The sequence below is a fragment of the Shinella sp. S4-D37 genome (assembly GCF_040812195.1).
In the GTDB taxonomy this organism is placed as follows: domain Bacteria; phylum Pseudomonadota; class Alphaproteobacteria; order Rhizobiales; family Rhizobiaceae; genus Shinella.
Genome location: NZ_JBFNXL010000005.1, coordinates 2,090,096 through 2,112,337, shown reverse-complemented (window position 1 = coordinate 2,112,337; position 22,242 = coordinate 2,090,096). Strand labels below are relative to the sequence as shown.

The window sequence follows — 22,242 nt, the reverse complement described above, 5'->3', positions numbered from 1 at the left end:
GCAAGGCGAAGCGGCGGCGAGCCCGCGCATTCCCACGCTTTTGTGACGTGCGGGGCGCCGGCAGCCGCAAGGCCCCGTTTCGCCCCGCCGCGACTTGGGCTAGAACCCGCTCATGACTCGCGACAAGACGACCGAACAGAAACTCGCCGATCTCAACCAGCCGCCGCTCTGGTCGGGCATCAACGCCTATCGCTCCGACCCGCTGCTGGTCGACGCCACCGACGCCATGCCCAAGGGGCTGCGCGACGAGTTCGACGCGATCGGCCGCTACGTGACCTCGCCGGAAGCACAGGAACTCGCCCGCATGGCGAACGAGGGCGTGCCGCAACTGCGCACCCACGGCCCGCGCGGCGAGCGCCTCGACGTCGTCGACTACCATCCCGCCTGGCACGCGCTGATGCGCCGCTCCATGGCGGCGGGCCTGCATTCCTCGCTGTGGGAGAATGTGCCGGAGGAGAAGGGCAGGGCGCACAAGGCGCGCGCCGTGCGCTTCTATCTCACCGCCCAGCTCGAATGCGGCCATCTCTGCCCATTGACGATGACCAGCGCCTCGGTCGCCGCCCTCTCCGTCTCGCCGCAGGTGCAGCGCGAATGGGGGCGAAAAATCCTGTCGCGCAAGTATGACAGCACCAACAAGCCCGCCATGCAGAAGAGCGCCGTCACCATCGGCATGGGCATGACGGAAAAGCAGGGCGGCACGGATGTGCGCGCCAACACCTCCACCGCCGAGCGTGTCGGCGAAGGCATCTACCGGCTCTCCGGCCACAAGTGGTTCATGTCGGCGCCGATGAGCGACGGTTTCGTCATGCTCGCGCAGACGCGCGAGGGCGTCGGCTGCTTCCTCGTGCCGCGCCTGCTGGAGGACGGCTCCAGCAACGGCCTGCGCTTCCAGCGCTTGAAGGACAAGATCGGCAACCGCTCCAACGCCTCGTCCGAGGTCGAGTTCTCGGAAACGTTCGGCTTCCTGCTCGGCACGCCCGATGCCGGCATTCGCACCATCCTCGACATGGTGACGCTGACGCGGCTCGACTGCGCGCTGGCCTCCTCCGGCATCATGCGCGCCTCGCTCGCCGAGGCCGTCCACCATACGCGCGGCCGCAGCGTCTTCGGCAAGCCACTGGTCGCCCAGCCGATCATGACGCGCGTGCTCGCCGACATGGCGCTCGACGTCGCGGGCGCGACCGCGCTCTCCCTGCGCCTGGCAGAGGCCTTCGACAAGGCGCGCGACAGCGCCGAGGACGCGGCCTATGCCCGCATCATGACGCCGGTGACGAAATACTGGTGCTGCAAGATCGCGCCCGCCCTGATCTACGAGGCGATGGAGTGCATCGGCGGCAGCGGCTATGTCGAGGAGCGGCCGATCGCCCGGCACTACCGCGAGGCGCCGGTCAATGCGATCTGGGAAGGCTCGGGCAATGTCATGGCGCTCGACCTGATGCGCGTCATCGGCCGGGGCCGGGACCTGTTCGAGATGCTGTTCGCCGGGCTTGCCCGCGATCTCGGTCCCGCCGGCAAGAAGACGGTGGACGTGCTGCGCGCCGCCATGTCGCTGTGCGAGCGCGACGAGGGGGCGGCCCGCATGCTGGTCGAGCAACTGGCGCTCGCCGCCGCCGCGGCCGAGCTCTACCGCGCCGGTGCCGGCCGCATCGCCGATGCCTTCCTCGAAACGCGGCTCGCCTCCGGCTGGCGCTCGACCTACGGCATGCTCGATTCGCGTTTCGATTCGGCCTATATCGTCGACCTGCTCTATCCGCCGGCGAGGTAGGCGGTCGCGGCCAGCACGACGGGGATGGTGAAGAACGAGGCGATCGTCTGCAGCGTGGCGACGGCGGCATAGAGCGGTGCGTCGCCGCCCATCTGCTTGGCCAGCACATAGCCGTTCAGCGCCGTCGGCACGCTCGCCCCCATGGCGATCGTCAGCAGCGGCTCGCCGCGCATGCCGAGCGCATAGGCGGCCGCCGTCATGACCAGCGGCATGAACAGCAGCTTCAGGACGACCGGCAGCAGCGCCAGCGGCCGGGGTTTCAGCGCATCGGCCAGCTTCAGCCCGGCGCCGACCATGATCAGCCCGAGGCTGAGCGAGGTGTCGGCGACGAGTTCCGTCGCCTGCATCAACGGCGCGTAGATCGGGATTTTCAACAGGTTGATCGCAACGCCGAGCACCGAGCCGATGATCATCGGGTTGGTGACGATTTTCTGCGCGAAGGACTTCAGGCTCCGCGTGCCGCCGCCGAACCAGACGAGAACGGCGATATTGTAGAAATTCAGGGGAATGATGATCAGCGTCGCCACGAGCGCGACGAGGGCAAGGCTGTCCGCGCCGTAGAGTTTTTCGCCGATCGCCAGCGCGATGAAGGCATTCCAGCGCGTCGAGGTCTGGAAAACCGAGGTGAACGAGGCGCCCGAAACGTGCGCGGCGCGAAAAAGCGGCCAGGTGAGCGCCAGAAGCGCCGCGATGAGCGTGACGGAACCGATGGAGCCGAGCGCCACGCTGCCGGCGGCGATGCCGGAGAACTCCGCCTTGGCGAGCGTCGTGAACAGGAGGGAGGGGAACAGCACGAAGAAGCCGAGCTGCTCGAGCCCGTTCCACATGTCGCGGTCGATCAGCCGCCAGCGCTTGAGGAAGGCCCCCAGCACGACGAGCAGGAAGACGGGAAGGATGCTTTCGAAGATGGCGAGCATGGAAACCGGGGCGTGGCCGAGAAAGGGTCGCCGCTCATTTCATGCCTTGCGCGGGGTTGCAAGGCTTCCCTCCGGCAGGGCCGGTGTGGAAATTAACCTTAATGAAGGGTTTACGTTGCACAAACAGGGTTAACGGGTGAAGCTGCCGTTTACCTGGTGTTAACCATGCGAGCGAGTGCAGCCTATGGCCAGAACGGCCCGGATTTCGGTCATGACGACCCTGTTTTGTTTTGCGGCGGTGGATATCGTCGTCCCGCTGCTCGTCATCGCCACGGGCGTGGCGGTCAGCGAGATCGTCTTTGCGGCCGGTGACCTTCTCGCACCGAGGGGGAGGGCGGCATGAAGTGGTTCCTCATCCTGTGGGCAGGCCCCATCGCGCTGCTCGGCAGCTGGTACGGGCTTTCCTACTACGACATGAGCTTCGGCATCTTCATGCTGACGCGCGATGCGCATGACCTGGTGTTCCAGATCTACGGTCATATCCTCGGCATTCCGCCGGAGGACCTGCCGCCGCTGGTGCTGCGCGCCATCATCGTCGACAGTTTCCTGGTGCTGGGGCTCATCGCCTTCCGCCGCCGCAAGAAGATTCTTGCCTGGTGGCAGGCGCGTCGTCAGTCCGCGTCCGCCGCCCTCGCCAATGACGAGAGCCTGTCCAGCGCGCCCTGAAGGATGAAGGAGGCGGCGGCCGAATCGATGCGTTCGGCCCGCTTCTTGCGCGACACGTCCATCTCGATCAGCGTGCGCTCCGCCGCCACCGTCGACAGCCGCTCGTCCCAGAAGACGAAGGGGATGTCGGTCTTGTCGGCCATGGAACGCACGAAGGCGCGCGTCGCCTGGACGCGCGGCCCGGCGCTGCCGTCCATGTTCATCGGCAGGCCGATGACGAAGGCGGCGACCTTCTCCTTGGCCGCGAAGGCCAGCAGAACCTCGGCATCCTGGGTGAACTTCACGCGTTTCAGCACCGGGCGCGGCGTCGCCAGCCGCCGGCCGAGATCGGAGACCGAGAGGCCGATGGTCTTTGTGCCGAGGTCGAGGCCGGCGATCGGCTGGCCGGGAGCAAGGGTCCCGGCCAGGTCTTCCAGTGTCAGCGTTGCCATGGGAAACCCCTCTCAGCGCTTGCGCACGAATTCCGTGCGCAGGACCAGCCCCTTGATGGCCTCGTGCCGGCAGTCGATCTCCTCCGGATTGTCGGTGAGGCGGATCGACTTGATCACCGTGCCCTGCTTCAGCGTCTGGCCGGCGCCCTTCACCTTCAGGTCCTTGATGAGCACGACCGAATCGCCATCGGCCAGCACGGTGCCGCTGGCATCGCGCACCTGGTTCTGCGCCGCCTTCTCCGCGGCGATTTCGGAGGCCGGCCGCCATTCGCCGGTCGCCTCGTCATAGATATAATCGTCGTCGGCCATGATGGCTCCTTCACTGCCCCATTTCAAAAATCACGCTTATAACGATACCACCACGGATGGAAACGGCCTTCGCCGATTCTATATCGCGCCAAGACACCAATCGGGAGAACAAGCATGAAAATCACCTGGCTCGGCCACTCCGCCTTCCGGATCGAAACGGCGAAAGCCAGGATACTGATCGACCCCTTCTTCACCGGCAATCCCGCCTTCGACGAGGCAACCCGCAGGGACGCGGTGGCGGGCCTCACCCATGTGCTGCTGACCCACGGCCACGGCGACCATGTCGGCGACACGGTCCAGATATCCAAGGAGACCGGCGCGACCGTGCTCGCCAATGCGGACCTTGCCGCCTGGCTCGGCGCCAAGGGCGTGGAAAAGGTCGACATGGGCAATACCGGCGGCACCGTTCATTTCGACGGGTTCTCGACCACCTTCGTCAACGCGCTGCATTCCTCCGCGCAGATCACCGAGGACGGCGTTTCGCATTCGCTCGGCAATGCCAACGGCCTCGTCCTGCATTTCGAGGACGAGCCGACGGTCTATCACATGGGCGACACCGACATCTTCTCCGACATGGCGCTGATCAACGAGCTGCACCAGCCGGAAATCGGCCTCGTGCCGATCGGCGACCGCTTCACCATGGGCGGTGCCGTGGCGGCGCTCGCCTGCCAGCGCTTCTTCAAGTTCGATACGGTCATCCCCTGTCACTACGGCTCCTTCGGCATCGTCGCGCCGACGGCCGACCTCTTCGTCAAGGCGATGGACGGCGCGTCCGCGAAGATCGAGGTGCCGGGCGTCGGCAGCGCGGTCTCGCGCTGAGGGAGCGGAAAAGGGGCGAGGGGGCGTGGAACGGACCATTCCCCCGTTGCGCCCCTGGGGCTTGGTCAGTATAGCGGGTAGAAATTTCTGAGCGGAGACCACCCATGTCCGTAGATCTAGCCACCGTGAAGCGCGTCGCGCGCCTTGCCCGCATCGCCGTCAGCGAGGAAGAGGCAAACCGCATGACCGGCGAGCTGAACGGCATCCTCGGCTTTGTCGAGCAATTGTCCGAAGTGAACGTCGAGGGCGTCGAGCCGATGACCTCGGTCACGCCGATGGAGATGCGCAAGCGCCAGGACGTCGTCAACGACGGCGACAAGGCCGATGCCATCGTCGCCAATGCGCCGGCCACCGACCGCAATTTCTTCCAGGTTCCGAAGGTCGTCGAGTAACGTCCTCTTCGTCGCCCGAGCCGTCCGACCCCGAAAGAGCCTTCCCATGACCGATCTGACCCGCCTGACCATTGCCGAAGCCCGCGAGAAGCTCGGCGCCAAGGAGATCACCGCCGTCGAGCTGACGGACGCCTATCTCGGCGCGATCGAGGCGGCGAACCCTGTCATCAACGCCTATATCGCCGTGACGCCGGATAAGGCGCGCGACATGGCGAAGGCTTCCGACGATCGCATCGCCGCCGGCAAGGCCGGCGCGCTGGAGGGCATCCCGCTCGGCATCAAGGATCTGTTCGCGACCGAGGGCGTGCATACGCAGGCCTGCAGCCACATCCTCGACGGCTTCAAGCCGAAATACGAATCGACCGTCACCCAGAACCTCTGGAACGACGGCGCCGTCATGCTCGGCAAACTGAACATGGACGAGTTCGCCATGGGCTCGTCCAACGAAAGCTCCTACTACGGCGCGGTCAAGAACCCGTGGCGCGCCACCGGCTCCAATGCCGACCTGGTGCCGGGCGGCTCGTCCGGCGGCTCGGCGGCGGCCGTCGCCGCGTTCCTGTGCGCTGGCGCGACGGCGACGGATACCGGCGGCTCGATCCGCCAGCCCGCCGCCTTCACCGGCACCGTCGGCATCAAGCCGACCTATGGCCGCTGCTCGCGCTGGGGCGTCGTCGCCTTCGCCTCCTCGCTCGACCAGGCCGGCCCCATCGCCCGCGACGTGCGCGATGCGGCGATCCTCCTGAAATCCATGGCGAGCGTCGATGCCAAGGACACCACCTCCGTCGACCTGCCGGTGCCGGACTACGAAGCCGCGCTCGGCCAGTCGCTGAAGGGCATGCGCATCGGCATTCCGCGCGAATACCGCGTCGAGGGCATGCCGGAGGAGATCGAGGCGCTCTGGCAGCAGGGTATCGCCTGGCTGAAGGAGGCCGGCGCCGAAATCGTCGACATTTCCCTGCCGCACACGAAATATGCGCTGCCGGCCTACTACATCGTCGCGCCCGCCGAAGCCTCGTCGAACCTCGCCCGCTATGACGGCGTGCGCTACGGCCTGCGCGTCGACGGCAAGGACATCGTCGACATGTACGAGAAGACCCGCGCGGCCGGCTTCGGCCACGAGGTCAAGCGCCGCATCATGATCGGCACCTACGTGCTGTCGGCCGGCTATTACGACGCCTATTACCTTCAGGCGCAGAAGGTCCGCACGCTGATCAAGCGCGATTTCGAGCTTGCCTTCCATGCCGGCGTCGACGCGATCCTGACACCCGCGACGCCGTCCTCGGCCTTCGGCATCGCCGACGAGGACCTGGCGTCCGATCCGGTCAAGATGTATCTGCAGGACATCTTCACCGTTACCGTCAACATGGCGGGCCTGCCGGGCCTTTCCGTGCCCGCCGGCCTCGACCACAAGGGCCTGCCCCTCGGCCTCCAGCTCATCGGCAAGCCCTTCGAGGAGGAGATCCTCTTCAAGACCGCCCATGTCATCGAGAAAGCCGCCGGCCGCTTCACGCCGGCCAGGTGGTGGTAGGGCGATAACCGGCCGTCGAGGCGGCCGGGCCACCATTGCCGTGGATAGCCGCGTGCATCTCTCTCGCCAAACCGGCCGTCCGGTGTTTTGATGGCAGTGAGAGAGGTTGCCCGCATGATCACCGTCCGCAATGCCCTGGAAGAGGATGTTCCGGCCCTCGTCGAGATCGGCGTCAGGGCCTGGGCGGCGGCCGTCGTGGGGGTGGCCGATCTCGAAGTGCGGCGCGATCATGCCCGCCATGCCTTCGAACAGTTCCTCGCCGGCCGCTGGCTTCGGGTAAGCGTTGCCGAACTCGACGGGGTCCGTGCCGCCTGGGCCGCGCGTGAGGCGCTCAACGACGAGATCAGCGACCTCTGGGTCGATCCGCCGCTTCAGAAGAGGGGACTGGGGTCCGCCCTGCTGGCCGCCATGGAGGCGGAGATCGTCGCGGCCGGCTTCGAGGCGGCGCGGCTCCAGACCCATGCCCGCAACGTTTCGGCCGTCGGCTTCTTCCAGAAGCACGGCTATTCGGTGAACTGGCTTTCCATCGACTATTCCGAACGCCTCGACCGGGATGTCGAATCCGTCGGCTTGCGCCGGCAACTCGTCGCGGACGAACCGATCGGCTACGGCCCGGGCGGGTTTTGAGGAGGAGGCGGGCCTTCGCCGCGCCTCCCGCCCGTTCACTGGTTGTCCTGCTGGGCGCGCACCAGTTCCAGGCCCCGCTGGGTGATACGATAGGGCCTGCCGCCGGAGGAGGCGATGCATCGCCGGCGTTTCAGCTTGCGGAAGAGGCCTATGTCGAGGCCGCTCGCCCGCCAGCCGTCCCGCGTGATGCAGGCGACCGTCGTGATCTTCCGGTTGTCGTCTTTTTCGATGTCGATCCTGCCGCCCTGGGCGAGCAGGTGGAGAATGCGCTGTTCGGCGCGCGAAATGTCCATTGTCTTGAAAATCCGTCCGGCGTTCGGATGAACGCGAAAAAACGTTCCGCCACCCGCTAGGTGGCAGGGCTCATCGTTTTTCCAGACCCTGCGCGCACGCTGTGGCGGGCAGGGTCCTCAGCAGGTCTCAGACGAGTTGGACATCAAAACTCCATTTGCGGATGCCCCGAGATAGCCGGGGCATCCGCTAAGGTCAATGCATCGGCCAGATCAGGGAATGGTGCAGGAAGACGGCGGTTTTCACGCCATTGGCCGAGGCGAGCGTGATGTTGGCCGGCCCGAGCGCGATATCGCCGGCCGCATAGAGGCCGGGCAGGGAGGTCTGGCCCGTGTCGTCGGTGTAAAGGATGTTGCCGATCGGCGTCTCCTTCAGCGTCAGGCCCCGCCCGGCCGGAATGGCGCTGCGCACCCGCGCCTCCGGCATCACGAAGAGCGCCTTGACGAGGGTGGGGATGCCCGGCCCGGTCTCGACGGACAGCATGCCGTCCGGCCCGTCGGCGATGGCGGTGACGCGGCCCGGCCGGAGCTTCACATTGCGCTCGGCGAGCACCGCAAGGGCCGCGTCGTCCGGTTCCGGCGTCATGTTGGTGAAGAGCGTGACATCGCCCCAGTCGGCGACCACCGCCGCGAACCGTGCCGCCTCGGCGGTGCGCGCCAGGACGCCGACCGGCCCGCCGCCGACCTCGTAGCCATGGCAATAGGGGCAATGCAGCACCGTCTTGCCCCAGTGCTCGGCAAGGCCCGGGATATCAGGCAGTCGGTCCTCGAAGCCGGTGGCGAGCAGCACGCGGCGCGCCGCGATCCGCCCGCCGTCGCCGGTGGTGACGGAGAACGCGTCCTTCTCCCCCTCCAGCCGCTCGGCAGGCACGTCGCGGAAGGTGACGGTCCCGTAGGCGGCGAGTTGCCGGCGGGCATCGGCGAGAATGTCGCGGCCCGGCCGGCCGTCCTGGGCGAGGAAGCCGTGCGAATGGGCGGCGAAGCGGTTGCGCGGCTCGCCGGTGTCGAGAACGGTGATGCGGCGGCGGGCGCGGGCGAGCTGCAGGGCGGCGGAAAGGCCGGCAAAGCCCCCGCCGATGACGATGGCATCTTCGGTCATGGTTGATCCTTTCTGTGGAGCGTGCGGCATCGTTCGCCCGACGGGTGCCGGCCGTTCGATGCAGGGTATCGGGAGGGCGTTTCCGCTTAGCCGGTATCGGCCCGGCAGCGTTTCGCCGCCACCCGGAAATCGGCGGCGAGGTCGGCGAGCGTCGTGCCGGCGAAGCGCGCCATCAGCATCGCCTCGGCATCCTTCAGCGCCTCGCCGATCACCCGGTTGACGGATTGCTCGACCACGCAGCCCGGCATTTCCGTCGCCGGGCCGATCTGGAAGACGATCGGCTCGCCGAGCGCGTTGTAGATGTCGAGCAGTGAAATGTCGGCAAGCGGCCGGGCAAAATGCCAGCCGCCGCCATGGCCGCGGCCGGACTGCACGATGCCGGCCTCGCGAAGGCCTGCCATGGTGCGCCGGACGACGACGGCGTTGGTGTCGAGGCAGAGCGCGAGGTCGTCCGAGGTCATCGGCGCCTCGCGTTCGGCCATGTGCATGAGGGCGTGGAGCACGGCGGAAAGGCGGCTGTTTCTTTTCATGTAACAATAATAGTTACGAATCCGTTCGCCTGTCAACCGGCGGCGCGGGAAGAGGAGGCGGATACGCGGCAAAGCCTTGCACCGGCCGGCCATATGTTCTACCGAGACAGGGAAAATCGAGGCCTTTGCGAAGAGCATCCCATGACCCTAGTCGACGTCCGCACCCCTGATCCGAAACGCTTCATTCCCGGCGCCACCGGCGACTGGGAGGTGATCATCGGCATGGAGGTGCACGCGCAGGTCCTGTCCAATTCCAAGCTGTTCTCCGGCGCCTCCACCGAATTCGGCAAGGCGCCGAACGCCAATGTCTCGCTGGTCGACGCGGCCATGCCGGGCATGCTGCCGGTCATCAACGAGGAATGCGTCAGGCAGGCGGTGCGCACCGGCCTCGGCTTGAAGGCTCAGATCAACCACCGCTCGATCTTCGACCGCAAGAACTATTTCTACCCGGACCTGCCGCAGGGTTACCAGATCTCCCAGTTCAAGGACCCGATCGTCGGCGAGGGCAAGATCGTCATCTCGCTCGGCCCCGACCGTCAGGGAAACTTTGAAGACATCGAGATCGGCATCGAGCGCCTGCACCTGGAGCAGGACGCCGGCAAGTCGATGCACGACCAGCATCCGACCATGTCCTATGTCGACCTCAACCGTTCGGGCGTCGCGCTGATGGAGATCGTCTCCAAGCCGGACATGCGCTCGTCGGACGAGGCCAAGGCCTATATGACCAAGCTGCGCTCCATCGTGCGCTATCTCGGCACCTGCGACGGCAACATGGACGAGGGCTCCATGCGCGCCGACGTCAACGTCTCCGTGCGCCGCCCGGGCGAAGCCTTCGGCACGCGCTGCGAGATCAAGAACGTCAACTCCATCCGCTTCATCGGTCAGGCGATCGAATACGAAGCCCGCCGCCAGATCGGTATTTTGGAGGACGGCGGTTCGATCGACCAGGAAACCCGTCTCTTCGATCCGGGCAAGGGCGAGACGCGCTCCATGCGCTCGAAGGAGGACGCGCACGACTACCGCTACTTCCCCGATCCGGACCTCTTGCCGCTGGAATTCGACAACGAATTCGTCGGCAGGCTGCTTGCCGATCTGCCGGAACTGCCGGACGACAAGAAGATCCGCTTCGTCAAGGACCTCGGCCTGTCCGTCTACGACGCCTCCGTGCTCGTTTCGGAGAAGGCGATCGCCGACTATTACGAGGCCGTGGCCGCCGGCCGCGACGGCAAGATCGCCGCCAACTGGGTGATCAACGACCTGCTCGGCGCCTTGAACAAGGATGGCAAGGCCATCGAGGAGACGCCGGTCTCGCCCGCACAGCTTGGGCAGATCATCGATCTCATCAAGGACGGCACGATTTCGGGCAAGATCGCCAAGGACCTCTTCGAGATCGTCTGGACCGAGGGCGGCAACCCCGCCGAGATCGTCGAGGCGCGCGGCCTGAAGCAGGTGACGGATACCGGCGCCATCGAGAAGGCCGTCGACGAGATCATCGCCGCCAATCCCGACCAGGTCGAGAAGGTCAAGGCCAAGCCGACGCTTGCCGGCTGGTTCGTCGGCCAGGTGATGAAGGCAACGGGCGGCAAGGCCAATCCGCAGGCCGTGCAGGCTCTCGTCAAGGCCAAGCTCGGCATCGAGGACTGAAGCAATTCCAGGAAAAGTGTGAAGCGGTTTTCCGTCCGGAATTGCTTCCAAACAAGGGAATTTTCCATGTTCTTCGTCCGCACGGCTTCGGAGCGCGATCTGGCGAAGGTCAGCGCGCTGCTTTCCGAGACGTGGCACGCCACCTATGACGCCCTCTACGGCGCCGACAGGGTGCGCGAGATCACCGCGCGCTGGCATTGCGTGCCGGCGCTCAAAAGCCGGCTGGAGCGCAAGGACAGCGAATTCGTCGTTGCCGACAACGGCAGGGAACTTGTCGGCATGGGCTATGCCGCCATGTCGAAGGACCGGCCGAAGACTGCTCTCCTGCACCAGCTCTACGTGCTGCCGCGCCACCAGCGCCAGGGCATCGGCCGCGACATGTTCGCAGAACTCGAAACCTGCTTTCCCGATGCCGATGCCATGCTGCTGGAGGTCGATCCGCGCAATGACGCGGCCGTGGCCTTCTACGCCGCGCATGGCTTCGTGAAGGTGGGTGAGGCGCGGCATACGGCCGATGACGTGTCCGGCGTTCCGCTCCATGTCTACGAGAAGCCGCTCGGCGGCTGACCCGCGGCGAAAAGCCGTGGGCGAAGGGGCGGGAATCGCTGGACATTCGGGGGCCGTCGCGCCATAAGCGGAAGAAATATCAGTCTCGGGCCGCATCCCAAGCACGGCCCTGCCAAGGACGCCAGCCCATGAACCTTCTCAAGCAGATCTTCACCTGGTGGAACGGTCAGACGATCGGCACCCGCTTCCACACCTGGCGCTTCGGCACAAGGGTCGGCCAGGACGAATTCGGCAATGTCTATTATCAAGGCGGCGCGAAGGATTCCGAGGGCCGCACGCGCCGCTGGGTGATCTACAACGGCTATGCCGAGGCCTCCGCCATTCCAGCGGGCTGGCATGGCTGGATGCACCACCGCACCGACGTTTCCCCGGCCGACGAGACGTACCAGGCCCGCGAGTGGGAAAAGCCGCACCGCCAGAACCAGACCGGCACGGCTGAGGCCTACCGTCCGCCGGGCTCGCTTGCCGCCGCCGGCGAGCGCCCGCGCGTGTCGGGCGACTACGACGCCTGGACGCCGGGCAACTGATACCGATTTGGCCACATTTCGCCGCTAGCTCCAAGCGACCGGCGCGCGCCGGAGCGGTTCGCAGGAGACGGCATTCATGACATCAGGGTTTTTCTCGGCAAACGCCGGACGGCGGTTCCTCGCCGTCGCGCTCGGGGCGGCGGCGGCGCTGTCGCCGATGGCCGCCAGGGCCGCCCGCATCGAGAACCCGGTCGCCGTCTTCTCCGGCATCGACAAGATCACCGGCCGCATCACCAATTTCGACGTCTATCTCGGCGAGACCGTGCAGTTCGGCGCCCTCCAGGTGACGCCGAAGGTCTGCTACAGCCGCGACGACACCGAGGCGCAGAAGGTGACCTCCTTCGTCGAGGTCGACGAGATCACCCTCGACCGCAAGATTCGCCGCATCTTCACCGGCTGGATGTTCGCCGACAGCCCCGGCCTCAACGCCGTCGAGCACCCCGTCTATGACGTGTGGCTGACCGAATGCAAGGCGACATCCGAGGTGCCGCCGCCGGAAGATTCCCAGGCGAAGGCCGAGTAGACCGCTTTCCGCGCCTTTTCATCAAAACGGCAGATGCGGCGAGGCGAGGGCATTGGCCAGCATGTCCTCGTATTCGATCTTCGGCACGTCGATCGCGCCGAACGTAATGAGGTGCCCGGTGGTGAACTGCGTGTCGAGCAGCCGGAAGCCGTTCGTCTTCAAGCGCTCCACCAGATGCACGAGGCAGATCTTCGAGGCGTCCGTGCGCCGTGAAAACATGCTTTCGCCGAAGAAGGCCGCGCCGAGCGATACGCCGTAGAGGCCGCCGACGAGCCGGTCTTTCTCCCACGCTTCCACCGAATGCGCATGGCCCATGCGGTGCAGGGTGCCGTAGAGCGACTTGATCTTGGCGTTGATCCAGGTCGAGGGCCGGTCGGGCGCCGCCTCGGCGCAGGCGGTCAGCACGGCGTCGAAGGCGGTGTCGAAGCGGATGTCGAAGGGCTTTTTGCGGATCGTCTTGGCGAGGCTGCGCGAGACGTGAAAGTCATCGAGCGGGATGACGCCCCGCATGTCCGGCTCGACCCAGAAGAGCTCCGGGTCGTCGGCCGAATCGGCCATCGGGAACAGTCCGATGGAATAGGCGCGCAGGAGCAGGTCCGGCGTTATGTCCGGGTGCCGGCGGCGTCGCCCTGCCATGACCGACGCCCCTCAGGCGTCGGTTTTGCCGGCCAGATAATTCTCCAGCCAGTGGATGTCGTAATCGCCGTTGGCGATGTCCTGGTTGCCGATCAGGTCCTGGAAGAGCGGCAGCGTCGTCTTGATGCCGTCGATGACGAACTCGTCCAGCACGCGGCGCAGGCGCATCATGCATTCGACGCGGGTGCGGCCGTGCACGATCAGCTTGCCGATCAGGCTGTCGTAATAGGGCGGAATCTTGTAGCCCTGATAGGCGCCCGAATCGACGCGCACGCCAAGGCCGCCCGGCGCATGGAAATGCGTGATCGTGCCCGGCGAGGGAACGAAGGTGCGCGGATCCTCGGCATTGATGCGGCATTCGATGGCATGGCCGGAGAAGACGATGTCTTCCTGCGTCACCGAAAGGCCGGCGCCGGAGGCGACGCGAATCTGCTCGTGCACAAGGTCGATGCCGGTGATCGCTTCGGTGATCGGGTGCTCCACCTGCAGGCGCGTGTTCATTTCGATGAAATAGAACTCGCCGTTCTCGTAGAGGAATTCCACCGTGCCGGCGCCGCGGTATTTCAGCTTCTTCATGGCGTCGGCGCAGACCTGGCCGATCTTCATGCGCTGTTCCACGTTGAGGGCGGGGGAGTTGGCCTCTTCCCAGACCTTCTGGTGGCGGCGCTGCAGCGAGCAGTCGCGCTCGCCCAGATGCACGGCATTGCCCATGCCGTCGCCGACGACCTGGATTTCGATATGGCGCGGCTTGCCGAGATACTTTTCCATGTAGACGGCGTCGTTGCCGAAGGCGGCGAGCGCCTCGGAACGGGCCGTGGAGACGGCCTCTTCAAGATCCGCCTCCGACCTGGCGACCTTCATGCCCCGGCCGCCGCCGCCGGCGGTGGCCTTGATGAGCACGGGAAAGCCGATCTTGCGGGCGACTTCCAGCGCGTTTTCCGGCTTCACCTCGCCATCGGAGCCGGGAACGACGGGGATGCCGAGTTCCTGCGCCGTCTGCTTGGCGGTGATCTTGTCGCCCATGATGCGGATGTGCTCCGCCGTCGGGCCGATGAAGGTGATGCCGTGCGCGTCGAGGATCTCGGCGAACTTGGCGTTTTCCGACAGGAAGCCGTAGCCCGGATGCACGGCGTCGGCGCCGGTGATCTCGCAGGCCGCGACGATCTGGTGGATGTTCAGGTAGCTCTCGCGCGACGGCGGCGGGCCGATGCACACGCTCTCGTCGGCGAGGCGTACATGCATGGCGTCGGCATCGGCCGTCGAATGCACGGCGACCGTGGCGATGCCCAGCTCCTTGCAGGCCCGAAGAACCCGGAGGGCGATTTCGCCGCGGTTGGCAATGAGGACTTTGGAGATCATGGGGGCCGCCTTATTCGATGACGATCAGCGGCTCGCCGTATTCGACGGGGCTTGCATCCGAGACGAGGATTTCGGTGACCTTGCCCGAGCGCGGCGCCGGGATCTGGTTCATCGTCTTCATGGCTTCGATGATGAGGATGGTCTGGCCTTCCTTGACGCTCGCGCCGACCTCGATGAAGGGGCGGGCGCCCGGGGCGGGCGAGAGATAGGCGGTGCCCACCATCGGCGCCGTCACGGCGTTCTTGTTGCTGCGGGCATCGACAATCGGGGCGGCTGCCGCGACGGCCGGTGCGGCAAAGGCCGGGGCGGCGGCGATGGGCGCCTGAACGTATTGGGGCGTGCCGGCGCGCGAGACGCGGATGCGCATGTCGTCCTGCTCCACTTCGATCTCGGTCAGGTCCGTCTCGTTGAGGATGTTGGCGAGGTCGCGGATGAGCGCCTGATCGATGCCGTGTTTCTTGTCAGCCATGGAGATGAGCCTCTTGTTTTTCTTATTTCGTGATGGATGAAAGCGCGTGAAGCGCGAGGATGTAGCTGTGCGCGCCGAAACCGCAGATGACGCCCTTGACGGCGGGCGCGATCATCGACTTGTGGCGGAATTCTTCGCGGGCATGCACATTGGAAAGATGCAGCTCGACCACCGGGACCTTGATGGCGCGGATGGCGTCGTGCAGGGCGATCGAGGTGTGGGTATAGGCCCCGGCATTGATGGCGATGCCGGCGGCGGTGTCGCCGCCTTCGTGGATCCAGTCGACCAGGTCGCCCTCGTGATTGGACTGGCGGAAATCGACGGCAAAGCCGAGTTTCTCGCCCTCCGCCTTGCAGAGCGCCTCGATATCGCTGAGCGTGTGCCCGCCATAGATGCCGGGTTCACGCTTGCCGAGGGCGTTCAGGTTGGGACCGTTGAGCACGAAAAGGGTGGAAGCCATTCACAATTCCGCATGCTGGATAGACAATTACCTATAGACCGGCGGTTTCCACAGGGAAAGCCCCAAGGGCAGGGGCTTTGCCGGTCGAACGGGGCGATGTCCACAAGCAGCGACGGCTGAACACGGCCGGCATCACAGGAAGATGGCGGTTCAGCAGGTCGCCTTGCCGCACGCCCTGACATTGGCGATCTTCTCGCGAAGGTCGTCGGCACCGACCGCGCCGAAGACCATCTCCTGGCCGAGCACGTAGGAGGGCGTGCCGGTGATGCCGAGCTCGTTGGCCAGCGAATAGGCCTCGCGCACCGCGTCGTCATGCGGCTTGTCGGCCATGGCCTTGCGGATATCCGCCTCGGCAAGGCCCATGGTCGCGGCAAGCGCTATGGCGCTTTCCTCCGTCGCACGGCCTTCGCCGCCGAGCAGCGCGCGGTGGAATTCTCCGTATTTGTCCGGCGCGATGTCGCGCACGGCCGCGCTCACCTTGTGGGCGGCAAGCGAATCGGGGCCGAGGATCGGCAGTTCCTTCAGCACGAAGCGGAGGTTCTTGTCCTCTTCCAGCATGGCGTCCATGTCGGAGAGGGCGCGCTTGCAGTAGCCGCAATTGTAGTCGAAGAACTCGACGATCGTGACGTCGCCCTTCGGATTGCCGAGCGCGATGTCATAGGGCGAGGCGAAGATCGCCTTCTCGTTGTCGGTGATGGCGCCCTGCGCCTTGGCCTGCAGCTGGGCTTCCTGCTTCTTCTGCAGCGCCTCCTGCACCTCGATGAGGATTTCCGGGTTCTCGACGAGATATTCCCTGATGAAATCGCCGATTTCCTTCTTCTGCGCATCGTCGAGGGCAAGGGCGGGCAGGGGGGCTGCGAGCGAAAGGGCAAGGGCTGCCGTGGCCGCGAGCTTCGTCTTGAATGTCATGTCTTTCCTGTCCTCGTCGTGATGCGCCGGAGAAGTGCCATTGGCGGCCCTGGACGTCAATGCGGGCCGCGGCGCTTTCAACGACCTTATGGTCGGGTGGGGGCAAACGACAGGGTAAAAGCGGCGGATTTTCGGCCCTCGCGGGATTGTGAAGAGGGGCGTCTTGCGGCAGGAAGACGCGACCCGAAGAACCGGAAGGCAGTCCCATGAAACTCTCCCGCCGCGGCGCCGTCGAACCCTTTCACGCCATGGACGTGCTGGCCGAGGCGACCAAGCGCCGCGCCGCCGGCCGGCCGGTGATCTCCATGGCCGTCGGCCAGCCCGTCCATCCCGCGCCGCAGGCCGCGCGCGAGGCGGCCCGCCAGGCATTGGAGGTGGGCCGCATCGGCTATACGGATGCGCTCGGCCTTCTTTCGCTGCGCAGCGCCATTTCCGATTTCTACAGGCGCCGTCACGGCGTTGCCGTCGATCCGGGGCGAATCGCCGTCACGACCGGTTCTTCCGCCGGCTTCAACCTCGCCTTCCTGGCGCTGTTCGATGCGGGCGACCGCGTCGCCATCGCGCGTCCCGGCTATCCCGCCTATCGCAACATCCTCGCCGCGCTCGGCATCGAGACGGTGGAGATCGAGGTGAATGCGGAAAACGGCTTCACGCTGACGCCGGCGGCGCTGGAAGCGGCCACCGCCGCCCATGGCCGCATCGACGGCGTGCTGCTCGCCAGCCCCGCCAATCCGACCGGCACGGTGACCGGCCGCGCCGAGCTTGCCGCGCTCTCGGCCTATTGCCGGGACAATGCCATCGCCTTCACTTCCGACGAGATCTACCACGGCCTCACCTTCGTCGGCGAAGAGGCGACGGCGCTGGAATTCGGCGAGGAGGCGGTCATCGTCAACTCCTTCTCGAAATATTACTGCATGACGGGCTGGCGCATCGGCTGGATGGTGCTGCCCGAGGCGCTGGTGCGCCCGGTCGAGCGCATCGCCCAGAGCCTGTACATCTCCGCGCCGGAGCTTTCCCAGATCGCCGCGCAGGCCGCGCTCGGCGCCGAGGCGGAGCTCGACGTCTACCGCGACGCTTACCGGGAAAACCGCGACTTCCTGGTGAAGCGCCTGCCGGAGATCGGCTTTTCCATCGCCTCGCCGATGGACGGCGCCTTCTACGCCTATGTCGATGTCAGCCGCTTCACCAATGACAGCATGGACTTCGCCCGCCGCATGCTGGCGGAGACCGACGTCGCGGCGACGCCCGGCGCCGATTTCGATCCGCGGGACGGGCATCACACGATGCGCTTCTCCTATGCGGGGTCCTTCGAGGAGATGCGCGAGGCGGCCGACCGCCTCGCGCGCTGGCTGGCCTGAGCGGAAAATGATTCCCGTTCAACCCGTTGCGGCCGGAAACGGATTCAATCCCGCAAGGCCTTGATTCTCCTTGTGAGCGTCAGACCCGGTTGATCGACACGCCGCCATCGACGAGCATCGCCGTGCCGGTCGTGAAGCTTGCGGCATCCGAGCAGAGGAAGAGCGCCGCCTCGGCGATCTCCTCCGGCGCTGCGATGCGCTTGAAGGCGTTGAGGCCGGCGATGAATTCGCGGGCTTCCGGCGTGCTTGCCACCGATCGCCCCATCGGCGTGTCCGTCGCGCCCGGCAGCAGCGCATTCACGCGAATGCCCTTCGGCCCGTATTCCGAGGCGAGCACCTGCACGAGGCCGACAAGGCCGGATTTCGAGGCTGCATAGGCGGCAAGCCCCGGAAAGCCGGCCGTGTAGCCGACGAAGGTCGAGGTGAAGACGATGCTGCCGCCGCCTTGCGCTTCCATGGCGGGAAGCTGGTACTTGGCGGCAAGGAAGCCGCTCGTCAGGTTGACGGCGACGACCTCCTGCCATTCGGCCAGGGAAAGATCGGTCAAGGGGCCGACCGGACCGGTGGTGCCGGCATTGTTGAAGGCGATGTCGAGGCCGCCGAACTCGGCCTGCGCCGCCGCGACCAGTGCCCGGTGGTGTGCCTCGTCGCTGACGTCGCCCGGCACCGCGACGGCGCTGCCGCCGGCAATGCGGATCTCATCGGCAAGCTTTTCCAACGGTTCGCGCTTGCGGGCGGAGAGGACGAGCCTTGCGCCCTGCCGGGCAAAGAGAAGCGCGGCGGCGCGGCCGATGCCGGAGCTTGCGCCGGTGACGATGGCGATCTTGTTGTCGAGACGGGTCATGGATTTCTCCCTTGCTGGTTTCCTGCGGGCCCGGATGTCGCAGAAGGGAGCGGCGGGAACCACCCGATTCCCGCGCATAAAAAAGCCCGGACGATGCCGGGCTTTTCTGATTTCCTGGATGCAGGCGGCGCTTAGAAGAAGCCGCGGCGCTGCCACCAGCCGCCCTTCTTGGGCTTTTCCGGTTCGTCGTCCGGCGTCGCTTCCTTCGCCGTGGAGGACTTCACCACCGGCTCGGAGGCGATCTTGGAGAGATCGCGGTTGGCGCGGGCGGGCTTGGCCGTCTCCTCGATGTCGGCGGCAGCGGCTTCGACCTCCGGCTCCGCGGGCGCCGTCTCCTCGACGGGGGCGGCGGCGGCCGGCTGGGCTTCGATCTCGCTGCGGGCGGCCGCGTCGGTGGCGGCCTCCTCGGTGGCCTTGGCACGGCTGCGGCGGGCACGCTTCGGCTTGGCCGGCGGCTCTTCGGCCACCGCCTCGACGGGAGCTTCCTCGGCAGCGGCGGTGACCTCCGTCACCTCCTCCACCGCGACGGCTGCGACCTCTTCGGTCTCGTCCGCGTCGGCGTCGCCATCCTCGGCCTCGTCGGCGCCGGCTTCGAGCGCACCGTCCTCCGGACGGTTGCGGCGGCCGCCCCGCTTGCCGCGGCGGCGGCGCTTGCGGCGGTCGGATGTGTCGTCGGCCTGTGCCTGGGATGCTTCCGCATCCTCTTCCCCGTCGACCTCGTCGTCGTCGAGCACTTCGTCATCGCCGGCCTGCTCGCCGCCGAAGGAGGCCGTGTCGGTGCCGTCGCCGTTCTCGCGGCCACGGCCACGACGGCGGCGGCGGCGCTTGCGCTTGTTGCGGCCGTTCTCGTCGGAAGAGGCGGCGGCGGACGATGCCTGCGCGGCCGCGGCCGGACGCGCGTCGTCCTCTTCCTCGTCGATCTCGTCCTCGATCACGACGTCTTCGTCTTCGGGCTCGGGTTCGAAATGCAGGATCTGCTCGATCTTGACCGGGCTCTCGACGGCTTCGCCGCGGTCGATCGCGAAGTGCTGCGCACCGACATGGGCATCCGCCTCGATGATGATCTGGACGCCGAAGCGGGTCTCGTAATCGATGATCGTGCCGCGCTTGTGGTTGAGCAGGTAGAGCGCGATATCCGGCGTGGTGCGCACGGTGATGTTGTGCGTCGTGTTCTTGAGCAGATATTCCTCGATGCCGCGCAGGACATGCAGCGCGACGGACGACTGCGAGCGTACATGGCCCGTGCCGTTGCAGTGCGGGCAGGTCTGCATGGTCGATTCGAGGACGGAGGCGCGGATGCGCTGGCGCGACATTTCCAGAAGGCCGAAATGCGAGATGCGGCCGACCTGGATTCTCGCGCGGTCGTTCTTCAGGTGGTCCTTGAGGCGCTTCTCGACGGAGCGGTTGTTGCGCTTCTCCTCCATGTCGATGAAGTCGATGACGACGAGGCCGGCAAGGTCGCGCAGGCGCAACTGGCGCGCCACTTCCTCGGCGGCTTCCAGGTTCGTCTGGAGCGCGGTCTCCTCGATGGAGTGCTCGCGCGTCGAGCGGCCGGAGTTGACGTCGATCGAGACGAGCGCCTCGGTCTGGTTGATGATGATGTAGCCGCCGGACTTCAGCGTCACCTGCGGCTGCAGCATGCGGTCGAGCTGGGCCTCGATGCCGGAGCGCGAGAAGATCGGATGCACGTCGCGATAGGGCTGGACGACCTTCGCATGGCTCGGCATCAGCATCTTCATGAAGCCCTTGGCTTCGCGATAGCCTTCCTCGCCGGCGACGATGATCTCGCTGATGTCCTTGTTGTAGAGGTCGCGGATCGAGCGCTTGATCAGCGAGCCTTCCTCATAGACGAGGCAGGGGGCCGTGGAGGCGAGCGTGAGCGTGCGCACGTTCTCCCACAGGCGCATCAGGTACTCGAAGTCGCGCTTGACCTCGACACGGGTGCGGTTGGCACCGGCGGTGCGCAGGATGACGCCCATGCCCTGCGGAACCTCGAGGTCGCGGGCGATCTCCTTCAGGCGCTTGCGGTCCTGCAGGTTGGTGATCTTGCGGGAAATGCCGCCGCCGCGCGCCGTGTTCGGCATCAGGACGGAGTAGCGGCCGGCGAGCGACAGGTAGGTGGTGAGCGCCGCGCCCTTGTTGCCGCGCTCTTCCTTGGCGACCTGCACGAGCAGGATCTGGCGGCGCTTGATGACTTCCTGGATGCGGTACTGCTTGCGCGGCTTGCGCTGCACGCGGTCCGGAACCTCTTCCATCGCGTCTTCGGCGCCGACCGATTCGATGACTTCCTTCTCCTCGCCGTGATGATCGTCGTCATCGTCGTCGTCGCGGCGGCGACGGCCACGCGAGCGTTCGGCGGGCTCGGAGACCTCGTCGGTGTCGACGGCCATGGCCATCACGCCGCCGGGCGTCTCGTCGTCGCTGCCCTCGGCGGAGGGGGCGGGCTCTTCGGCGGCAACCTCGACGGGGGCTTCCTCGGCCTTCGCCTTGGGCTTGCGCGGGCGGCGCGGCTTCTTCGGCTTTTCGACCGGGGCCTCTTCTTCAAGGGCGGCGGCCGCTTCGACGACTTCCGGTTCGGCAGCGGTTTCGGCTGCCTCGGCTTCGACGGTGGCCGGAGTCTCTTCGGCGACAGCCGGGGCCTCGGCCGCTTCCGCATCGTCGGAAAGGTCGCCCGCGGTCTCGACCGGCTCGATGTCGTCGTCGTGACGGTGCTCCTCGGCCTCGGCCCTCAACAGGGCCTGACGGTCGGCAAGCGGGATCTGGTAGTAGTCCGGGTGGATTTCGGCGAAGGCCAGGAAGCCGTGGCGGTTGCCGCCGTAGTCGACGAAGGCCGCCTGAAGCGACGGTTCGACGCGTGTGACCTTGGCAAGGTAGATATTGCCGCGGATCTGTTTCTTGTGTTCGGATTCGAAGTCGAATTCTTCTATGCGGTTTCCGCGTACGACAACGACGCGCGTCTCTTCAGCGTGAGACGCATCGATAAGCATTTTCTCTGCCATGTAGATTGAGCTCCTCGGCGCAGCCGCAATCCCGGCGGCAAACCGTTCCCATCTGGGGAAGTGCCGGGGGAGGAGAGGGATGCGCCGGATATGTAAGTTCTCGTCGGGCCCCGGTGCGGGGTTGGCGGACGGAGGGTGGCCGGTACGCGAGCGCCCCGGTGCCTGTTACCCTCTGATAGAATCCGCTGTGACAACATCAACGTCCAACGAGAATGCCTGTGCCATAGACCTGATCGGTCCGATGAAATTGCCCTTTGGTAAGGGCGAGCGGTGGAAATCCACCTTGACTGTTCCGGCCACCGCCGGCTTACGCGATCTTATCGGCCGGGAAAAAGCGGTGCGACGGCGGATGAAGACTCGGTTCGGCGCCAAGCCCCGAAGGAGTGGCTGCCTGCTCAAGCGATTCTATCCCGTCTAATCTTTTTCCCTGATTTTGCTTTTATGGCGGATATGTCACAATGGCAAGGGAAAAGCCAAAAGCGTCATAATCTTGATGGATTTGCCCCTATGGCTGCGCCTGTGCTGCGGCGGCCCCCTGGCAAGCTTCGGTTAACCATATGGGGGCATCTATGGG

General features: G+C 66.0%; 25 protein-coding genes. 12 read left to right on the top strand and 13 right to left on the bottom strand.

The window, feature by feature from the left end; translation table 11 throughout:
- The first annotated feature begins 112 nt into the window (after positions 1-112).
- On the top strand, positions 113-1,765 hold the full coding sequence (locus tag AB3G45_RS17805) for an acyl-CoA dehydrogenase family protein (RefSeq protein ID WP_367831804.1): 1,653 nt from the start codon (positions 113-115) through the stop codon (positions 1,763-1,765).
- On the opposite strand, the gene AB3G45_RS17800 is transcribed toward AB3G45_RS17805, so the two are convergent.
- Positions 1,747-2,682: an AEC family transporter gene (locus AB3G45_RS17800; RefSeq protein ID WP_367831803.1), complete on the bottom strand. Its 936-nt coding sequence runs from the start codon at positions 2,680-2,682 to the stop codon at positions 1,747-1,749. The two genes, AB3G45_RS17805 and AB3G45_RS17800, sit on opposite strands and share 19 nt — an antisense overlap.
- A gap of 211 nt (positions 2,683-2,893) precedes the next feature.
- Between AB3G45_RS17800 and AB3G45_RS17795 the strand changes: the two genes are divergently transcribed.
- Positions 2,894-3,025: a hypothetical protein gene (locus AB3G45_RS17795; RefSeq protein ID WP_367831802.1), complete on the top strand. Its 132-nt coding sequence runs from the start codon at positions 2,894-2,896 to the stop codon at positions 3,023-3,025.
- Complete coding sequence (locus AB3G45_RS17790) at positions 3,022-3,348, top strand: DUF6105 family protein (RefSeq protein ID WP_367831801.1); 327 nt, start codon at positions 3,022-3,024, stop codon at positions 3,346-3,348. Before AB3G45_RS17795 ends, AB3G45_RS17790 begins: the two co-directional genes overlap by 4 nt.
- Here AB3G45_RS17790 and ruvX read toward each other — a convergent pair.
- Both ruvX and AB3G45_RS17780 read right to left on the bottom strand, forming a co-directional pair.
- Positions 3,294-3,779, bottom strand: coding sequence for a Holliday junction resolvase RuvX (gene ruvX, locus AB3G45_RS17785; RefSeq protein ID WP_367831800.1), 486 nt, complete (start codon positions 3,777-3,779; stop codon positions 3,294-3,296). The genes AB3G45_RS17790 and ruvX overlap by 55 nt on opposite strands.
- 12 nt (positions 3,780-3,791) lie before the next feature.
- Complete coding sequence (locus tag AB3G45_RS17780) at positions 3,792-4,088, bottom strand: alkylphosphonate utilization protein (RefSeq protein ID WP_367831799.1); 297 nt, start codon at positions 4,086-4,088, stop codon at positions 3,792-3,794.
- Between the two features lie 114 nt (positions 4,089-4,202).
- On the opposite strand from AB3G45_RS17780, the gene AB3G45_RS17775 reads away from it, so the two are divergent.
- From AB3G45_RS17775 to AB3G45_RS17760, 4 genes are all read left to right on the top strand, one after another.
- A complete protein-coding gene (locus AB3G45_RS17775; protein ID WP_367831798.1) occupies positions 4,203-4,907 on the top strand; it encodes a metal-dependent hydrolase in 705 nt (234 codons plus the stop codon).
- Positions 4,908-5,011: 104 nt separating this feature from the next.
- On the top strand, positions 5,012-5,299 hold the full coding sequence (gene gatC / locus AB3G45_RS17770) for an Asp-tRNA(Asn)/Glu-tRNA(Gln) amidotransferase subunit GatC (RefSeq protein WP_367831797.1): 288 nt from the start codon (positions 5,012-5,014) through the stop codon (positions 5,297-5,299).
- Between the two features lie 46 nt (positions 5,300-5,345).
- On the top strand, positions 5,346-6,827 hold the full coding sequence (gatA, locus tag AB3G45_RS17765) for an Asp-tRNA(Asn)/Glu-tRNA(Gln) amidotransferase subunit GatA (protein WP_367831796.1): 1,482 nt from the start codon (positions 5,346-5,348) through the stop codon (positions 6,825-6,827).
- A 114-nt stretch (positions 6,828-6,941) separates the two neighbouring features.
- Positions 6,942-7,454 carry an N-acetyltransferase family protein gene (locus AB3G45_RS17760; RefSeq protein ID WP_367831795.1) on the top strand — a complete coding sequence of 171 codons (513 nt, stop codon included), beginning with the start codon at positions 6,942-6,944 and terminating at the stop codon, positions 7,452-7,454.
- A 35-nt stretch (positions 7,455-7,489) separates the two neighbouring features.
- Here AB3G45_RS17760 and AB3G45_RS17755 read toward each other — a convergent pair whose 3' ends face one another.
- The 3 genes from AB3G45_RS17755 to AB3G45_RS17745 all read right to left on the bottom strand — a co-directional run bounded on the left by AB3G45_RS17755 (position 7,490) and on the right by AB3G45_RS17745 (position 9,373).
- Positions 7,490-7,747: a YjhX family toxin gene (locus AB3G45_RS17755; RefSeq protein WP_367831794.1), complete on the bottom strand. Its 258-nt coding sequence runs from the start codon at positions 7,745-7,747 to the stop codon at positions 7,490-7,492.
- Between the two features lie 193 nt (positions 7,748-7,940).
- Entirely contained in the window at positions 7,941-8,843 is a 903-nt protein-coding gene (locus tag AB3G45_RS17750; RefSeq protein WP_367831793.1) for an NAD(P)/FAD-dependent oxidoreductase, read from the bottom strand.
- An 86-nt stretch (positions 8,844-8,929) separates the two neighbouring features.
- Positions 8,930-9,373, bottom strand: a complete 444-nt coding sequence (locus tag AB3G45_RS17745; protein WP_133033355.1) for an Rrf2 family transcriptional regulator — start codon at positions 9,371-9,373, stop codon at positions 8,930-8,932.
- A 141-nt stretch (positions 9,374-9,514) separates the two neighbouring features.
- Here AB3G45_RS17745 and gatB point away from each other — a divergent pair, with 141 nt between their 5' ends.
- The 4 genes from gatB (at position 9,515) to AB3G45_RS17725 (ending at position 12,634) form a co-directional block, all read left to right on the top strand.
- Complete coding sequence (gatB, locus tag AB3G45_RS17740) at positions 9,515-11,017, top strand: Asp-tRNA(Asn)/Glu-tRNA(Gln) amidotransferase subunit GatB (protein ID WP_367831792.1); 1,503 nt, start codon at positions 9,515-9,517, stop codon at positions 11,015-11,017.
- A gap of 66 nt (positions 11,018-11,083) precedes the next feature.
- A complete protein-coding gene (locus tag AB3G45_RS17735) occupies positions 11,084-11,584 on the top strand; it encodes an N-acetyltransferase family protein (RefSeq protein ID WP_367831791.1) in 501 nt (166 codons plus the stop codon).
- Between the two features lie 128 nt (positions 11,585-11,712).
- Positions 11,713-12,111: an NADH:ubiquinone oxidoreductase subunit NDUFA12 gene (locus AB3G45_RS17730; RefSeq protein WP_367831790.1), complete on the top strand. Its 399-nt coding sequence runs from the start codon at positions 11,713-11,715 to the stop codon at positions 12,109-12,111.
- Positions 12,112-12,187: 76 nt separating this feature from the next.
- The gene (locus tag AB3G45_RS17725) at positions 12,188-12,634 is read left to right on the top strand and encodes a DUF2155 domain-containing protein (RefSeq protein WP_367831789.1); all 447 of its coding nucleotides are present in this window, start codon (positions 12,188-12,190) and stop codon (positions 12,632-12,634) included.
- Between the two features lie 21 nt (positions 12,635-12,655).
- Here the strand turns inward: AB3G45_RS17725 and aat are convergent, their stop codons facing one another.
- The 5 genes from aat to AB3G45_RS17700 form a co-directional block, all read right to left on the bottom strand.
- Complete coding sequence (gene aat, locus AB3G45_RS17720; protein ID WP_367831788.1) at positions 12,656-13,270, bottom strand: leucyl/phenylalanyl-tRNA--protein transferase; 615 nt, start codon at positions 13,268-13,270, stop codon at positions 12,656-12,658.
- A 12-nt stretch (positions 13,271-13,282) separates the two neighbouring features.
- Complete coding sequence (gene accC / locus AB3G45_RS17715) at positions 13,283-14,629, bottom strand: acetyl-CoA carboxylase biotin carboxylase subunit (protein WP_367831787.1); 1,347 nt, start codon at positions 14,627-14,629, stop codon at positions 13,283-13,285.
- Positions 14,630-14,639: 10 nt separating this feature from the next.
- Positions 14,640-15,098 (bottom strand): acetyl-CoA carboxylase biotin carboxyl carrier protein, encoded by a 459-nt coding sequence (gene accB / locus AB3G45_RS17710; RefSeq protein ID WP_367831786.1) that lies wholly within the window; start codon positions 15,096-15,098, stop codon positions 14,640-14,642.
- A 22-nt stretch (positions 15,099-15,120) separates the two neighbouring features.
- Positions 15,121-15,558, bottom strand: a complete 438-nt coding sequence (aroQ, locus tag AB3G45_RS17705; protein WP_367831785.1) for a type II 3-dehydroquinate dehydratase — start codon at positions 15,556-15,558, stop codon at positions 15,121-15,123.
- Between the two features lie 150 nt (positions 15,559-15,708).
- Positions 15,709-16,467, bottom strand: a complete 759-nt coding sequence (locus tag AB3G45_RS17700; protein ID WP_367831784.1) for a DsbA family protein — start codon at positions 16,465-16,467, stop codon at positions 15,709-15,711.
- 206 nt (positions 16,468-16,673) lie between these two features.
- On the opposite strand from AB3G45_RS17700, the gene AB3G45_RS17695 reads away from it, so the two are divergent.
- A complete protein-coding gene (locus tag AB3G45_RS17695; protein ID WP_367831783.1) occupies positions 16,674-17,825 on the top strand; it encodes a pyridoxal phosphate-dependent aminotransferase in 1,152 nt (383 codons plus the stop codon).
- Positions 17,826-17,904: 79 nt separating this feature from the next.
- Here the strand turns inward: AB3G45_RS17695 and AB3G45_RS17690 are convergent, their stop codons facing one another.
- Both AB3G45_RS17690 and AB3G45_RS17685 read right to left on the bottom strand, forming a co-directional pair.
- Positions 17,905-18,669, bottom strand: a complete 765-nt coding sequence (locus AB3G45_RS17690; RefSeq protein ID WP_367831782.1) for an SDR family oxidoreductase — start codon at positions 18,667-18,669, stop codon at positions 17,905-17,907.
- A gap of 131 nt (positions 18,670-18,800) precedes the next feature.
- Complete coding sequence (locus tag AB3G45_RS17685) at positions 18,801-21,668, bottom strand: ribonuclease E/G (RefSeq protein ID WP_367831781.1); 2,868 nt, start codon at positions 21,666-21,668, stop codon at positions 18,801-18,803.
- Positions 21,669-22,242 lie beyond the last annotated feature (574 nt).

Excerpts from the sequence above, each read along its gene's own strand:
- AB3G45_RS17690 (WP_367831782.1), bottom strand. The coding sequence starts at position 18,669 with ATGACCCGTCTCGACAACAAGATCGCCATCGTCACCGGCGCAAGCTCC.
- AB3G45_RS17760 (WP_367831795.1), top strand. The coding sequence starts at position 6,942 with ATGATCACCGTCCGCAATGCCCTGGAAGAGGATGTTCCGGCCCTCGTC.
- AB3G45_RS17730 (WP_367831790.1), top strand. The coding sequence starts at position 11,713 with ATGAACCTTCTCAAGCAGATCTTCACCTGGTGGAACGGTCAGACGATC.
- AB3G45_RS17780 (WP_367831799.1), bottom strand. The coding sequence starts at position 4,088 with ATGGCCGACGACGATTATATCTATGACGAGGCGACCGGCGAATGGCGG.
- AB3G45_RS17755 (WP_367831794.1), bottom strand. The coding sequence starts at position 7,747 with ATGGACATTTCGCGCGCCGAACAGCGCATTCTCCACCTGCTCGCCCAG.
- AB3G45_RS17725 (WP_367831789.1), top strand. The coding sequence starts at position 12,188 with ATGACATCAGGGTTTTTCTCGGCAAACGCCGGACGGCGGTTCCTCGCC.
- ruvX (WP_367831800.1), bottom strand. The coding sequence starts at position 3,779 with ATGGCAACGCTGACACTGGAAGACCTGGCCGGGACCCTTGCTCCCGGC.
- gatA (WP_367831796.1), top strand. The coding sequence starts at position 5,346 with ATGACCGATCTGACCCGCCTGACCATTGCCGAAGCCCGCGAGAAGCTC.
- accB (WP_367831786.1), bottom strand. The coding sequence starts at position 15,098 with ATGGCTGACAAGAAACACGGCATCGATCAGGCGCTCATCCGCGACCTC.
- AB3G45_RS17790 (WP_367831801.1), top strand. The coding sequence starts at position 3,022 with ATGAAGTGGTTCCTCATCCTGTGGGCAGGCCCCATCGCGCTGCTCGGC.
- AB3G45_RS17745 (WP_133033355.1), bottom strand. The coding sequence starts at position 9,373 with ATGAAAAGAAACAGCCGCCTTTCCGCCGTGCTCCACGCCCTCATGCAC.
- gatC (WP_367831797.1), top strand. The coding sequence starts at position 5,012 with ATGTCCGTAGATCTAGCCACCGTGAAGCGCGTCGCGCGCCTTGCCCGC.
- AB3G45_RS17775 (WP_367831798.1), top strand. The coding sequence starts at position 4,203 with ATGAAAATCACCTGGCTCGGCCACTCCGCCTTCCGGATCGAAACGGCG.
- AB3G45_RS17805 (WP_367831804.1), top strand. The coding sequence starts at position 113 with ATGACTCGCGACAAGACGACCGAACAGAAACTCGCCGATCTCAACCAG.
- gatB (WP_367831792.1), top strand. The coding sequence starts at position 9,515 with ATGACCCTAGTCGACGTCCGCACCCCTGATCCGAAACGCTTCATTCCC.
- AB3G45_RS17685 (WP_367831781.1), bottom strand. The coding sequence starts at position 21,668 with ATGGCAGAGAAAATGCTTATCGATGCGTCTCACGCTGAAGAGACGCGC.
- aroQ (WP_367831785.1), bottom strand. The coding sequence starts at position 15,558 with ATGGCTTCCACCCTTTTCGTGCTCAACGGTCCCAACCTGAACGCCCTC.
- accC (WP_367831787.1), bottom strand. The coding sequence starts at position 14,629 with ATGATCTCCAAAGTCCTCATTGCCAACCGCGGCGAAATCGCCCTCCGG.
- AB3G45_RS17735 (WP_367831791.1), top strand. The coding sequence starts at position 11,084 with ATGTTCTTCGTCCGCACGGCTTCGGAGCGCGATCTGGCGAAGGTCAGC.
- AB3G45_RS17795 (WP_367831802.1), top strand. The coding sequence starts at position 2,894 with ATGACGACCCTGTTTTGTTTTGCGGCGGTGGATATCGTCGTCCCGCTG.
- aat (WP_367831788.1), bottom strand. The coding sequence starts at position 13,270 with ATGGCAGGGCGACGCCGCCGGCACCCGGACATAACGCCGGACCTGCTC.
- AB3G45_RS17750 (WP_367831793.1), bottom strand. The coding sequence starts at position 8,843 with ATGACCGAAGATGCCATCGTCATCGGCGGGGGCTTTGCCGGCCTTTCC.
- AB3G45_RS17695 (WP_367831783.1), top strand. The coding sequence starts at position 16,674 with ATGAAACTCTCCCGCCGCGGCGCCGTCGAACCCTTTCACGCCATGGAC.
- AB3G45_RS17700 (WP_367831784.1), bottom strand. The coding sequence starts at position 16,467 with ATGACATTCAAGACGAAGCTCGCGGCCACGGCAGCCCTTGCCCTTTCG.
- AB3G45_RS17800 (WP_367831803.1), bottom strand. The coding sequence starts at position 2,682 with ATGCTCGCCATCTTCGAAAGCATCCTTCCCGTCTTCCTGCTCGTCGTG.